Raw genomic sequence first — 12,695 nt, forward strand, 5'->3', positions numbered from 1 at the left:
GTACCCCCAGTTGGGCGGCCCGTGTGTCTTACCGCGCCGTGGCCGCTATGCTGAGGTTCTGCAGGTGCCAGACGCGACCCCGCTGCCACCTTCTTCCCACCTTATGACCACACCTGCCTCCACGGCCATGCTGCAGAACCTGCTCGAAGACCACGGTCTGCGTGCAACCCAGCCGCGTCTGCGACTGCTGGAATTCTTTGCGCTGACGCGGGGTCACTTCACGCCTGAGGAAATTTCCGAGCAGTTGCGCGAGCAGGGTCAGCCGATCAGCATCGCGACGCTGTACCAGAACCTGAAAACCTTCAGCGACCGAGGTCTGGTCAAGGAGATGATCGGCCATGGGGGCGAGGTCCGGTACGACACCAACCTGGACCCGCATTCGCATCTGGTGTGCCTGAACTGTGGTCAGCTGACGGACATCCACCTCGACCTTCAGGAACTTCACCCGCCGTCGCAGGCCAGCGGCTGGCTGATTACCCAGGCGCGGGTGGACCTGCAGGGCCTGTGTCCGGGCTGTCAGAAAAGAAACTGAAGGGGCCCACTGCGTCTCGTTGCAGTGGGCCCTTCTCCTGGGCTGCCGTGTCTTGTTCGGCCTCTGGCAATGCACCGTTGCGTGCGCATGGGGACCATGCGGAGATGACGCTGACAAGTTATGTCCAGCACAGACGCCCGCTGACCTGACAGCGTTCCATTCTTTGTGAGCCTTCCCCTGGAACGGCGTACTCTGTCCTGCCCTTTTCAGGTCAGGTACCTTGTGCCGCCAATTCAGCATTGTGCTGTTCCAGCACGGTCAGGAAAGTCTGAACTACACCGGCGTCGAGTTTTACACCGGCTTCTTTCCGAAGCTGCATGGCGGCTTCTTCATGAGGCCAGGCTGCCTTGTAGGGCCGCTCACTCGTCAGGGCGTCGTACACGTCCACCACCGCAAAGACCCGGGCAGCAAGCGGAATCTGCGTGCCCGCCAGTCCACAGGGATAGCCGCTCCCATTCCAGCGTTCCTGGTGGTACAGCACGACATCCAGGGTTGCCGGCGGCAGCGAGGGAATATGGTGAAGCATCTCATAGCCGATGCTCGGATGGCGTTTGATGACCTCCCACTCTTCTGGTGTCAGCTTGCCGGGCTTGAGCAGGATGGCATCCGGAATGGCCACCTTGCCGGTATCGTGCAGGAATGCGCCCCAGCGGAGTGCGTCGAGATCGGCGCCAGCGAAGCCAAGCGCCTGACCCAGGCGCTCGGTCAGCGCCACGACCCGGTCGGTGTGCCCCTTGGTCTCGTAGTCACGGTATTCCAGGGCCAGACCCAGGGCACGCAACGTTTCCTCGCGCGAGGTGTTGAGCTGTCTCAGATGGTACTGCCGGTCCAGGGCGTGGCTCAGCCGCGCGGCCACATTGCCCAGCAACTGGCGGGTGCCGGCACTGGTGACCACCGAACGGTCTGTTCCGAACACCAGAACAGTCGTCAGCTCGCTCTGCTGGCTGATCGGAAGAAGGCACATTGACTGCCAGTGGCTCCGGGGGCTGGCTTCAGCCGGCTCGAAGATGGCGTCGTCGGGCCCGAGGAAACACGCTTCCTGACGCCGCAGGGCCTGGCGAACCCGCTCTGAGAACGGCAGGGTGCCCAAAGGTGTTCCCTCCAGCGCAGGTGCATGAGCGGAACGGGTCACCATCCGGATCTCTCCTTCATGGCATTCAAAGGCGTACCCATAGTCGTATTCGGTCAGGCTCAGGCACTTGTCGAGGGCCTCGTCAGCCAGCTCCACAGGATGGCGCAGCTGTTCGAGAGAAGCGGTGAACTCCAGCAGCTGCTGATACCGGTCCAGCTGGGCACGAAGCATCTGCTCGGCCTGTTTGCGCTGTTCGATCTGCCGCGTGGTGCTGATAAATCCGGTGATCTCGCGGGTCTGGGCGTCCCGCAGCGCTTTGAAGCTGGTTTCCAGCCAGATCCAGGACCCGGAGCCGGTCTGTACCCGGTACTCGAATTTTTCGTGCTCGAATGCTGGACTGAAGCGCTGGCCAAAAGCCTTGTGCAGTTGTGGCTGGTCGTCCGGATGTGCCCGGGCGAAAGGCTGCTGGTTGAGTAGCTCCTGACTGTCACATCCCAGAACGTCCAGGGCCGCAGGCGAACTGTACTCGATCCGGCCATCAACCGCGTGCTGGCACACCAGATCGCCGCTGCCCAGGGCCAGCCGCCGGAAGTTGCGCTCGCTGAGTTCCAGAGCACGCATGGCGCGCTGATTGGCCTCCTGAACCTCCTTGTTGGATGTCACGTCGCGTGAGTTCACCAGGATGCCGCGGACATGGGGTTCCTGACGCAGGTCTACAGCAATGCTCTCCAGCCACACCCAGTGACCATCGCGGTGTCTGAAGCGGAACATCGTTGGCTGTGACGGAACACCAGCCTCCAGGCCCTGAACAACTTTCATGGTCAGCGCAATGTCGTCCGGGTGAATCAGCGTAAATGCGTTTTGTCCCAGGAGTTCCGTTGTCGAAAACCCCAGGATGCGGGTCACCGAGCCACTTTCGTAGTGGATCATCCCGTCCTCTCCCATCACTGTGGCTATGTCGGAGCTGTTGCGCGTGACAGTGTGGTACCAGTCCTGTTCCTGGCGCAGCTCCCGCTGAAGCCGGCCACGGTCAAGGGCCGGCGCGCACAGGTCTGCCACTGTGGTCAGGAATGACCGGTCCTCCGGGCCAAAGGGCTGGTTATGGTTAAACGACAATGACAGGGCCCCGATGGTCCGGTCGCCAGTCATCAGCGGCAGGACAGCTGCACTCTGGAATGTCGCCACATGGGTGTGGTGCAGCGCCGGATAGCTGGCTTTGAACTCCTCATTCTGCAGAAACAGCGGCTGTTGCTGCAGGACTGCGCGCACTGCTGGAACTTCCGCGTCAAGGCTGCACCGGCCCCAGGTGGCGGCAGCGGTGTCGGAATACCCGGCGCTGCCGGTCAGTTCGAGGTACTGCCCGTCAGCGCTCAGCAGCCGGATCGCTCCTGCGGCGGCTCCAAGGGCGTCAATGCCTATGGTCAGGATGGCGTCGACCACGTCAGGCATGGTGTAGCTGCTGCTCAGGGCGCGGCTGATCCGGCCGATGGTCTCGCGCTGACGGTCCTGTTGAGGGTGCAGCTGGAGCAGCAGGGCCTGTACGGTGGGATCGGAAAGAAGGTGGGTCACCCGGCCCGTCAGCTGTTGCCACCCGCCGCGGCCGTTCTGGAGCCGGATGGCGCTGACCAGGGCATCCTCTCCGGGCGTCAGGCGTTCAAGCAGGCATTGAAGCGCTGGCCAGTCTTCCGGGTGCACGATTGAACACATGTCGCGGCCATGGACAGCCGGGCCCACGTCCTGCAGAGCTGCGGGATTGGCATATTCGATGACGCGGGTCGATCCCACCAGGAACGTAAATTGGGGAGAGTTCCTGCTGATCTGAACCAGCAGGTCAAAGCCTGACTTCAAGTGACCCGGTGTGCTGCCTGACAAGACGTCCAGGGGAAGATTGTGGGTCATCGCTGCTGCGCCTTCTCCTCAGTGTCTGTTTATATTCCCTCAACTCTCGTTGTGCGTACCGTCAGAAAGATTATGCGCTGCTTTCTGTCGGAGACCTTACTGGCAGCCTTGTGTTGATCCGTCGACCTTTATGAAGCTTTTGGCACAATGATCCACTGAAGAACAGGGCTTCTCTGGGCACAGGTTAGCGTGAAGATCAGTTTGAGCAACACAAAACGAGGCAGAACAATACTGCGAGTTGTCGCAGCTCTGAACGCGTTCAGAGCTGTTCCTGTCACGCCTTTTGGGGATAATGCTCCTGGTTTGGAAACAACGTTTCCACCTCTTTCTGCGTAGCAAAACGCCTCGGGCGGGAGTGCAGCAGGAACCGGCAAGACTGCTGACTTCTGGACGCCCATCCGTACAAAGTGCACGAAACCTTAATTAAATACCAGTGAGAAAGGAGAAAGGTGGAAAGTTTCCTTTAGGAACCCGGGACGCTGCGCAGCAGGCGACGGGCCACAATCCAGCATGCTTTCTCGTGCCTGCTCCCAGAAATACGCAACTGCCCGGTCCGCCTCCCTCAAGGAGGTTCTATGAGTACCTCAGGTCAGAAGCCGGTCCAGAGCAACATGAATCGTCTGGACCTGTGGATTGGAATCGAATGCACCTTCAACCGGGTGCGTGAGACCTACCTCAACCAGCTGGAGGTCTGCGGTCATCATGAGCGCCTCGATGACCTGAATCTGCTGTCCACGCTCGGCGCAAAATGCATCCGGTATCCCGTGCTGTGGGAACAGGTGGCGCCGGAATCGCTCGAACAGTTGGACTGGTCCTGGACCGACGCGCGGCTTGAGCGCCTGCGGGAACTGGACATGCAGCCGATTGCGACCCTGCTCCACCACGGCAGCGGCCCACGCTACACCAGCCTGCTTGACCCCGAATTTCCTGAAAAGCTGGCAGTGTATGCGGGGCAGGTAGCCCGGCGATATCCCTGGCTGCGCACCTATACACCAGTCAACGAGCCCCTGACCACTGCGCGCTTCAGTGGCCTGTACGGGATCTGGTACCCACACCACGCCACCGACGATGCGTTTGTGCGGATGCTGCTCAACGAATGCCGCGGCACCGTTCTTGCCATGCGGGCCATCCGCGAGGTGCAGCCCGAAGCCCAGCTGATTCAGACCGAGGATCTGGCCAAGGTGCACGCCACCCCAGCCATGCAGCCTCAGGCAGATTTCCAGAATCATCGCCGCTGGCTCGCCTATGACCTGCTGTGTGGTCTGCTTGATGAGACCCATCCGCTGTGGGACTACCTCACCCGGTCGGGCGCCACTGCCGAAGAGCTGCTCTGGTTCCGTGAAAATCCCTGCCCGCCGGACGTGATCGGCGTGGACTACTACCTGACCAGTGAACGTTTCCTGGACGAGCGCCGCGAGCGTTACCTGGCCCATCACTGCAACGACACGCACGCCGACATCGAAGCGGTGCGGGTCTATCACAACCACTCGGGTATCAAGCAGCTGCTGCGTGAAACCTGGGAACGCTACGGACTGCCGATCGCCGTGACTGAAGCCCACCTGGGCAGCAGCCGGGAAGAACAGTTGCGCTGGTTCGAGGAGATCTGGCAGGCAGCCGAAGAGGTCAAGGCCGAAGGCGTCGATATGCGGGCTGTCACGTCCTGGGCGGCGCTGGGCAGTTACGACTGGAACATTCTGCACACCGAGTTCAGGGGCTACTACGAACCCGGCGCGTTTGACGTGCGCTCTCCGGTGCCGCGCCCCACCGCACTGGCCAAGGTGCTCCGCGCCCGGGCGCAGGGCGTGGCTCCCGAACATCCCAGCCTGGTGTCCCCCGGCTTCTGGCGGCGGCCCGACCGCTTCTTCTATCCGCCGGTGGGGAATCCTGGGCCTGTGCCTGCAGCCCGCGGTCCCGTTCGGCCTCTGCTGATACTGGGCACTGGTCGCCTCGGGCAGGTTGTCGCCCGGCTCTGTCATGACCGCGGCCTGGATCACCGCCTGCTGAGTCCGGCCGACATCGACATCACCAATCAGCCCGCGCTTGAAGCGCTGTTTGAAGCCGAGCGCCCATGGGCGGTTATCAATACGCTGGGTTACGGCAAGATCGACCAGGCGGAGCTTGAGCATCAGGAGTTCTGGCTGACCCACAGCGTGGGCGCGGCTCTGCTGGCACAGGTATGCGAGCGGCGCGGCGTGCAGCTGCTGACCTTTTCCTCGGACCAGGTCTTTGGAGGTGACGGCGAGGCGCCCTACCATGAACTCGACGTGGCCTCCCCGGTGAATGTCTATGGCCGCGCCAAGCTCGAATCGGAGCGTCAGGTCCTGGCCAACCATCCTACCGCCCTGATTGTCCGCAGCTCCGCAGTGTTCGGCTCCGGTACGGGCCGGGGGCTGCTGTCTGAGGCGCTCAGGACCCTGCAGACCGGGGAAACGGTTCTGGTAGACCAGGACCACCGCTTTTCGCCCACCTACCTGCCGGATCTGGTGCACACCAGCCTGGATCTGCTGATCGACGGTGAGTCCGGTGTCTGGCACCTGGTGAATACGGGTGAAAGCACCTGGGCCGAGATGGTCGGGCGCCTGGCGCACGCCGGAGGCCTGCCGGATCACCGGATTCGTGCGGCTTCTGCCCGCGAACTCGGCTGGGTGGCCCCGCGGCCCCGCTACAGCGCGCTGCGCAGCGACCGGGCACAACTGCTGCCCAGTCTGGACCACGCCCTCGACCGCTATCTCGACGGCTGGGTGCGCGCCGGACGTCGCTGATCCCGGATTCTGGCTGTCCTTTCCGGACTGTCCTGCCCTGAACGCCTGCGCTGACCTGGAGTCAGTTCAGGCGTTTGGTTGCTTCATACTTGACTAAATTTGTCGGATTACATAAGTTGTGGCGCGTGACTTGTCCAGAGCGCCTCAATCCCCTGCCTCAATGGGCAAAAATGTCCCTTCCAGCCGTAGGCCGCTGCGCAGAATGACGGCGGTTGTTTCACGGCTGCCCCTCTGCGCCGACATCTCACGGCAAGCCGGTGAGGACCCAATCGGGACGGCCCCGTTCTGGCAGGAAGTCACGGTGCTGGAGCTGGACATTCCACAGTGGGCACAACTGCGCAACCCCGACGCCTGGACGGATGAGCAGCGAGGAATCTTCGAAGCGTTACGTGGACGTGTAGAAGCCTCCGGAGCCGGTTTCGGTCTGCTGATGAGCGCGCCTGCCACACGTGGGGCTCCACTTCGCGTGCGGCACTACCGCCAGGGTCCTGGCGGTTTTGTGCGCCGTGATTATCTCTCTTCGGTCTCCCAGGACGAGTGGGCCCGGGGCCTCCACGACACGCTGCTTAACCCCAGGTGTCTGCAGGGATGGACAGAGCAAGACGTTTCAGTGGGCAGCGATTTCCACGTCTGCACGCACGGGACGGTGGACGCCGCATGCGGGAAGTACGGCGCGCCTGTGCATCAGGCGCTCGACGCTGCCGGAGTCAGGGCCTGGCGGACCGGACATTTTGGAGGCCACCGGTTTGCAGCCACCGCCGTGGAGCTGCCCTCAGGGTATCTGTGGGCCCATCTGAGTCCTGACCTGGCACTGCGAGTGGCCGCCCGGGAAGTGCATCCGGCCGAACTTCGCGCGCACCTGCGGGGGTTTGCCGGTCTGCCGCCTCTGGCGCAGGTCGTGGACCGTGAACTGCTGATGCGCCACGGGTGGGCCTGGACCCAGGCGCGGCGCCGGGCTGAAATTCAGGGAACCGAGGTCCGGCTGCACTACGACCTTCATGGCCGGCAGGGCACTGTCCGTGCGACGGTCGAGGAGGCCGCTGCCCTGCGCCTGCCGGGTTCCAGCCACAAACCCGAACGTACTGATGTCCGCCAGTACTGCGTTACGGCCATGGACCAGGACTGGTGGTCATGAACGCCCTGCGTCTCATCCCCCTGCGCCCGGCAGCCCTGGTCCTGGCGGTGGCCACGCTGTCATTGATTCTGCTGTGCTCGCTGGCACTGGGCGCCACTGACATCCCGTTCGGCCGCGTTCTGGAACTGCTGCGCCGCCCTGACGACAGCACCGACAGTCTGGTGGTACAGACCCTGCGTCTGCCCCGGACCCTGGTGGCTGCCCTGGCTGGCGCCGGGCTGGGGGTCTCGGGACTACTGCTGCAGGGCGTGACGCGCAATCCTCTGGCCGACCCTGGGATTCTCGGGGTAGAGGCGGGGGGCGCTCTGGCCATTTTGCTGATGGTTGTGTTCTTTCCTGCCTCGCCGGCAGTTCTGTTTGTTCCTGCCGCATTTGTCGGTGGCGTGCTGGCGGCCCTGCTGGCCTACAGTGCGGCGCGGAGCGTGGGCGTGACCCCCTTGCGGCTGGCCCTTGCCGGGGTGGCGGTGGCCTATCTGGTGTCTGCCGTCAGCCGCAGTATCCAGCTGCTGTTTGAGGACCGCGCGCAGGGCGCCCTGTTTGCGCTGTCGGGCTCGGTCGCCGGCCGGAACTGGGACCAGTTGTTTCAGGTCGCGCCCTGGATGCTGCTGGGTCTGCTGCTGGCGCTGCTGCTCACGCCCCGGGTGAATGTCCTGGCCCTGGGTGACGACGTTTCACGTGGTCTGGGGCTGCACACCGGCCGCGACAGCGCAGCCATTACCGGACTGGGCGTGCTGCTGGCCGCCGCGTCGGTCAGCGTGGTCGGGCCGGTAGGGTTTGTCGGTCTGATTGTTCCGCACGCCGCACGCGCCCTGGCGGGGCCGGATCACCGCTTCAGCCTGCCCCTCGCCGCCCTGCTGGGAGCCGCCTTTCTGACCGCCGCAGACATCGCTGCGCGGCTGATCGACCGGCCTGCCGAGACGCCGGTCGGCCTGCTGGTCGCGGCGGCTGGAGCCCCTTTTTTCGTACTGCTGGCCCGGCGCATCGGCCGTAAATAATGCTGCACCCCTCAGGAGACCCGACATGACCAGAACTTCCCTGACTGTGACCCTTCTCGCCTCCCTTGCCCTGACCACTGCTGAGGCGGTGAGCGTCAAACACGAAGGCGGAACACTTACCCTTTCCACGCCGGCCCGTCGGGTGATTGCCCTGGAATATTCCTTTGTGGACACCCTGGTTGCCCTGGGCGTCAAACCCACCGGCGCCACACTGGGCACGCAGGGAGGTGACCGTGGGGCGCCCCCTTATCTGGCGCCCCGTCTGGCCGGGGTTGCCTCTACCGGGAGCCGCGCGCAGCCCAGTCTGGAAACGATCGCTGCGGCACAGCCGGACCTAATTCTGGCCGACGCCTTTGTCCACCGAACCCTGGTGGCTGCCCTGGGCCGAGTGGGACCCACCGCGGCTTTTCACAGCCGGCGCGGCAGCCTGGATGACCTGAATGCCCAGACCATTGCGATTGGGCAGCTGGTGGGCCGCGAAGCCGCCGCACGTCGCCTGATTGCCGAGCAGCAGGGCCTGATCCAGAAGGCGCGCGTCTTCGCCAGAAAGAATGCTCCTGCTTTCGTCGCTGCCGTGGCGACTCCGACCGGGCTGACGGTCCACACCAACCAGAGTTTCGTCGGGAGTTTTGTCGAAGCGCTGGGTCGCCGTAATGCGCTGCCGGTCAAGGACGACAAGACGCAGTACGAAATCTCACTTGAAGGCCTTGTGGCCCTCAATCCGCAGACTCTGGTGCTGTTCACCGCACCTGACGAGACCGCCATCACCGACCGCTGGAAGACCAGCCCGCTGTGGCAGAAGTTGCCAGCTGTGCAGCGTGGCCGGGTCTATGAATTCGATCGTGACAACTGGACCCGGGGACGGGGGCCGGCAGCCCTGAAACTGATGGTCGCCCAGACCATCGAAAGCCGCCTGCTTCAGGACGGGGTGCCGGCCCAGGGGTACCGCTTCCGGTGACCGCCGCGAGATACACCACGCCCCGCGCCTGGGCGGTTCTGCTGATCCTGCTGGGATTAACCCTGGGCCTGGCAGTGGCCGCGCTGGGTCTGGGAGCGGTGCGCACTCCCGCCGGAGACGTGGTCTCCGCCCTGCTGGGAGGAGCCGACGACCTGACCCGGCAGCTGGTGCTGGAGCTTCGGGCACCGCGCATCGGCCTAGCCGTGCTGTGCGGCGCCCTGTTTGCGGCCTCCGGCGCGGTGATGCAGGGGGTGATCCGCAATCCCCTGGCCTCGCCGGATGTGATCGGTGTCGGCGCTGGCGCTGGCCTGGCGGCCACGCTGTTTCTGCTGGCCTGGCCGGGCGCGCCTGCGGGCGGTTTGCCGTGGGCCGCCCTGACCGGGGCCTGGGGAGGGTTTGGCCTGGTGATGCTGCTGGCACGGGACCGGCAGGTTTCGGGCCTGCATCCGGTGCGGCTGGCCCTGGTGGGGGTGGCGGTAGCGGCCGCGCTGGGAGCAGCGCAGCAACTGGTGCTGGTCCGGGCGCCGGAAGGACTGGGAACCGCGCTGTCGTTTCTGACGGGAACGGTCTACGGCGCTGACCACGCGCGGCTGATGCGGGTGCTGCCCTGGGCCCTGCTGCTGCCTGCCGCGCTGCTGCTGTCGCGCACGCTTGACGTGCTGAACCTGGGTGAGGACCTGGCGACCAGCCTGGGAACCCGCGTGAATGCCATGCGGCTGCTGTGTCTTTCGGTCGCTGTGGCCATGGCGGCCGCGGCTGTGACGGGGGCCGGCATTCTGGGCTTCGTAGGGCTGCTGGCCCCGCACCTCGCGCGGCTGCTGGTCGGAGCAAGGCACGCCCGAGTGCTGCCGGTCAGTATGATGCTGGGCGCCCTGCTGGTTCTGGCGGCCGACACCCTGGGCCGCGCCCTGTTGCCCCCCACCGAAGTGCCGGCCGGCATTTTCACCACCCTGATCGGCGCCCCCTACTTCCTGTACCTGCTGCGCAGGGCCGCATGACGCTTGTCGCGCGGCGCCCTGCTGAAAGGGACCTATGACCGAAGCTCCACTGTCCACCCGTAGCCTGCGCCTGAGCTACGGCGCCAACATCATCGTGCCTCAGCTGGATCTTCAGGTGGCGGGCGGCAAGATCACCAGCATCATCGGCCCAAACGGTTGCGGGAAGAGCACGCTGCTGCGGGCCCTGGCCCGCCTGCAACCGGCCAGCTCAGGCGAGATTCAGCTGTACGGACAGGCCCTGCATGCGCTGCCTGGGCGAGAGGTGGCCCGCCGGCTGGCCATCCTTCCGCAGGGCCCGGCGGCGCCGGAGGGCCTGAGTGTCGAGGATCTGGTGTGGTTCGGTCGCCATCCGCATCAGGGCCGTTTCCCGGTGCGCCGCGAGGTTGACCGGCAGGCCGTGCAGTGGGCCCTGGCACAGACCGGAATGACCATTTTCGCGGGCCGGACACTTGATGCCCTGTCCGGCGGACAGCGTCAGCGCGCCTGGATTGCCATGAGTCTGGCCCAGCAGACGGACATTCTGCTGCTTGACGAGCCCACAACCTACCTGGACCTGTCTCACCAGCTTGAAGTGCTGCACCTCGCCCAGCACCTGAACGCCGAACAGGGCAAGACCGTGGTGATGGTGCTGCACGACCTGAATCAGGCGGTGCGGTACAGCCACGAGATCATTGCCATGAAGGGCGGCGAAATCTACGCCCAGGGCCCGGCTGAGGACGTCATGACCCCGGAACTGCTGCGCGACATTTTTGGCCTGAAGGCGCATCTGCTGCTGGACCCGGATACCGGCCGGCCGCACATCATTCCTTATGGTCTGACACGGTAGGGGGCAGCAGAGAGGAACACGTGCTCCGGCCACCCGAAAGGTAATCCCGCACTGACGCCTGTTTGACAGCCGCGAGCAGCCAGGAGCTACATGCCTCCTGTCCCCGCCGAAGTTGACTTGCGAAACCGCGTTCAACTGACGGTGCAGGCGGTTGTGCACCCGGAGCCATGAGCGGCGCAGAGCGCTTCGGGACAGCGCATTCCTGCGGAGAGTCCGGGTGGCTGCCGACGAGGAGAGATAGCACTCTCCCAGACCTGTGTGCTGCCTGGAGGTTCCAGGATTTCCTCCCTGCTTTTGGCCGGCTGCCGGAGCACTTTCAGTTCAGGGAAGTGGCGGGCGCGAGGTGACGGTACTGACGGCCTGCGTCCCCAGCCAGATTTTCCAGTCCTGATCTACCCGGTCAAAGGTCGAGCCGAAGGCCCGCGAGGCGGCCACCTGTATCGTCTGGCCCGAGGCCAGCTCCTGCATAAAGGCAGTCAGACGGGGCATTCCGTAGCGGTCTGCGGCAAAGCGGACAAAAGCGTAGCCCTGGCCGTACACGTGAGGCCACAGGTCACCGGGCGTCGTCTCGAAGTTCGATAAGCGGTCCCAGGGGACCAGCCGGCCCTGGCGGTGCCATGCGGCGCTGCGCTGCAGGTAGCTGGCGCGCGCCTGCTCCGTCCAGATACCCGATGCCGCGAAATGCGCCACCCCCTCGTGCAACCACCAGGGAATGCGGCTCTGGCCCTCGCCGAAGCGGGAAAAGACAGCGGCGTGTGCCAGTTCATGCGCGAGTGTGGCCCGCGACTCGGGCCAGCGTGGGGCAGCCAGTTTGATGGCCTCGCCCGGCTCGTTCCAGCCGCCGACCGGCTGCAGGCTGAGCTGGACACTGGCTGAAAGGGCCGCATAGCTGTCATAGACCTTGACCACCGGTGGCTGGGCCGGACCATAGCCCAGCACGCGTCCGACCAGCTTCAGGGTGCTGTCAAGATCCGCGGCGATGGCCCTGGCTACGTCCTCCTGTCCAGACTGGGCCAGGACCTGTCCTTCTGCCAGCACAACGGGAAAGGCTTCGCCGGCATACCGCCAGCCGCCGTCAATCTGCCGGAAGGCTGAGGTGACCGTGACGTCACGCTGCACGTTGGCCGCTGTACGCCAGGACCAGCGCAACTGGCCCAGCGTCTGATCCCCGCTCTGGCGCACATTCGTCAGCGTGAGCCGGACATCCTGGGGCGGCCGGGCCACCCAGTCCTCCACGAAGCGCCGGTGCTCAGTGGCAAACATCTGGTCGCGCTGGTCGACCAGCGCGAGGTATCCGGCAGCGTCGCGGCGAAGAAGCGTTTCCTGCATGGCCTGCACAAGTCCGGCAGGCGAATCCGGTGCAGCCGCCTGTACGCTGCTGACCGCCAGAAGGACTGCAACTGCTACAGCGTTGCCACCAAACCGTAGAGAAGGCACGCGGATATTCTTGCGCCTGGCGCCCCCTGATTCCCGGCACCAGGATCACAATAGCGGCGCACGCTAACCTCCGGGAAATAT

Annotated in this window: 9 protein-coding genes; 7 read left to right on the forward strand and 2 right to left on the reverse strand. The window is 64.6% G+C overall.

Annotated elements, in window-relative coordinates; all coding sequences use genetic code 11:
• Positions 1 to 103: 103 nt before the first annotated feature.
• Complete coding sequence (locus DEIDE_RS14935; protein ID WP_012695162.1) at positions 104 to 532, forward strand: Fur family transcriptional regulator; 429 nt, start codon at positions 104 to 106, stop codon at positions 530 to 532.
• 211 nt (positions 533 to 743) lie between these two features.
• On the opposite strand, the gene DEIDE_RS18205 is transcribed toward DEIDE_RS14935, so the two are convergent.
• Complete coding sequence (locus DEIDE_RS18205; protein ID WP_049760555.1) at positions 744 to 3,503, reverse strand: PAS domain S-box protein; 2,760 nt, start codon at positions 3,501 to 3,503, stop codon at positions 744 to 746.
• 575 nt (positions 3,504 to 4,078) lie between these two features.
• On the opposite strand from DEIDE_RS18205, the gene DEIDE_RS14945 reads away from it, so the two are divergent.
• From DEIDE_RS14945 to DEIDE_RS14970, 6 genes are all read left to right on the forward strand, one after another.
• Complete coding sequence (locus tag DEIDE_RS14945; RefSeq protein ID WP_012695164.1) at positions 4,079 to 6,265, forward strand: SDR family oxidoreductase; 2,187 nt, start codon at positions 4,079 to 4,081, stop codon at positions 6,263 to 6,265.
• A 202-nt stretch (positions 6,266 to 6,467) separates the two neighbouring features.
• The gene (locus DEIDE_RS14950) at positions 6,468 to 7,400 is read left to right on the forward strand and encodes a sucrase ferredoxin (protein ID WP_012695165.1); all 933 of its coding nucleotides are present in this window, start codon (positions 6,468 to 6,470) and stop codon (positions 7,398 to 7,400) included.
• A complete protein-coding gene (locus tag DEIDE_RS14955) occupies positions 7,397 to 8,395 on the forward strand; it encodes a FecCD family ABC transporter permease (protein WP_012695166.1) in 999 nt (332 codons plus the stop codon). The genes DEIDE_RS14950 and DEIDE_RS14955 overlap by 4 nt, the downstream gene beginning before the upstream one ends.
• A 25-nt stretch (positions 8,396 to 8,420) precedes the next feature.
• Positions 8,421 to 9,353: an ABC transporter substrate-binding protein gene (locus DEIDE_RS14960; RefSeq protein WP_012695167.1), complete on the forward strand. Its 933-nt coding sequence runs from the start codon at positions 8,421 to 8,423 to the stop codon at positions 9,351 to 9,353.
• Positions 9,350 to 10,351, forward strand: a complete 1,002-nt coding sequence (locus tag DEIDE_RS14965) for a FecCD family ABC transporter permease (RefSeq protein ID WP_012695168.1) — start codon at positions 9,350 to 9,352, stop codon at positions 10,349 to 10,351. The genes DEIDE_RS14960 and DEIDE_RS14965 overlap by 4 nt, the downstream gene beginning before the upstream one ends.
• Before the next feature lie 34 nt (positions 10,352 to 10,385).
• Complete coding sequence (locus tag DEIDE_RS14970) at positions 10,386 to 11,177, forward strand: ABC transporter ATP-binding protein (RefSeq protein ID WP_012695169.1); 792 nt, start codon at positions 10,386 to 10,388, stop codon at positions 11,175 to 11,177.
• Positions 11,178 to 11,498: 321 nt separating this feature from the next.
• On the opposite strand, the gene DEIDE_RS14975 is transcribed toward DEIDE_RS14970, so the two are convergent.
• On the reverse strand, positions 11,499 to 12,614 hold the full coding sequence (locus DEIDE_RS14975) for a peptidase MA family metallohydrolase (protein ID WP_041227860.1): 1,116 nt from the start codon (positions 12,612 to 12,614) through the stop codon (positions 11,499 to 11,501).
• Positions 12,615 to 12,695: the final 81 nt, after the last annotated feature.

It is taken from the genome of Deinococcus deserti VCD115 (assembly GCF_000020685.1).
GTDB lineage: Bacteria > Deinococcota > Deinococci > Deinococcales > Deinococcaceae > Deinococcus > Deinococcus deserti.

Coding starts and splice junctions, on each gene's coding strand:
- DEIDE_RS14935 (WP_012695162.1), top strand. CDS start 104: ATGACCACACCTGCCTCCACGGCCATGCTGCAGAACCTGCTCGAAGAC.
- DEIDE_RS18205 (WP_049760555.1), bottom strand. CDS start 3,503: ATGACCCACAATCTTCCCCTGGACGTCTTGTCAGGCAGCACACCGGGT.
- DEIDE_RS14945 (WP_012695164.1), top strand. CDS start 4,079: ATGAGTACCTCAGGTCAGAAGCCGGTCCAGAGCAACATGAATCGTCTG.
- DEIDE_RS14950 (WP_012695165.1), top strand. CDS start 6,468: ATGACGGCGGTTGTTTCACGGCTGCCCCTCTGCGCCGACATCTCACGG.
- DEIDE_RS14960 (WP_012695167.1), top strand. CDS start 8,421: ATGACCAGAACTTCCCTGACTGTGACCCTTCTCGCCTCCCTTGCCCTG.
- DEIDE_RS14955 (WP_012695166.1), top strand. CDS start 7,397: ATGAACGCCCTGCGTCTCATCCCCCTGCGCCCGGCAGCCCTGGTCCTG.
- DEIDE_RS14970 (WP_012695169.1), top strand. CDS start 10,386: ATGACCGAAGCTCCACTGTCCACCCGTAGCCTGCGCCTGAGCTACGGC.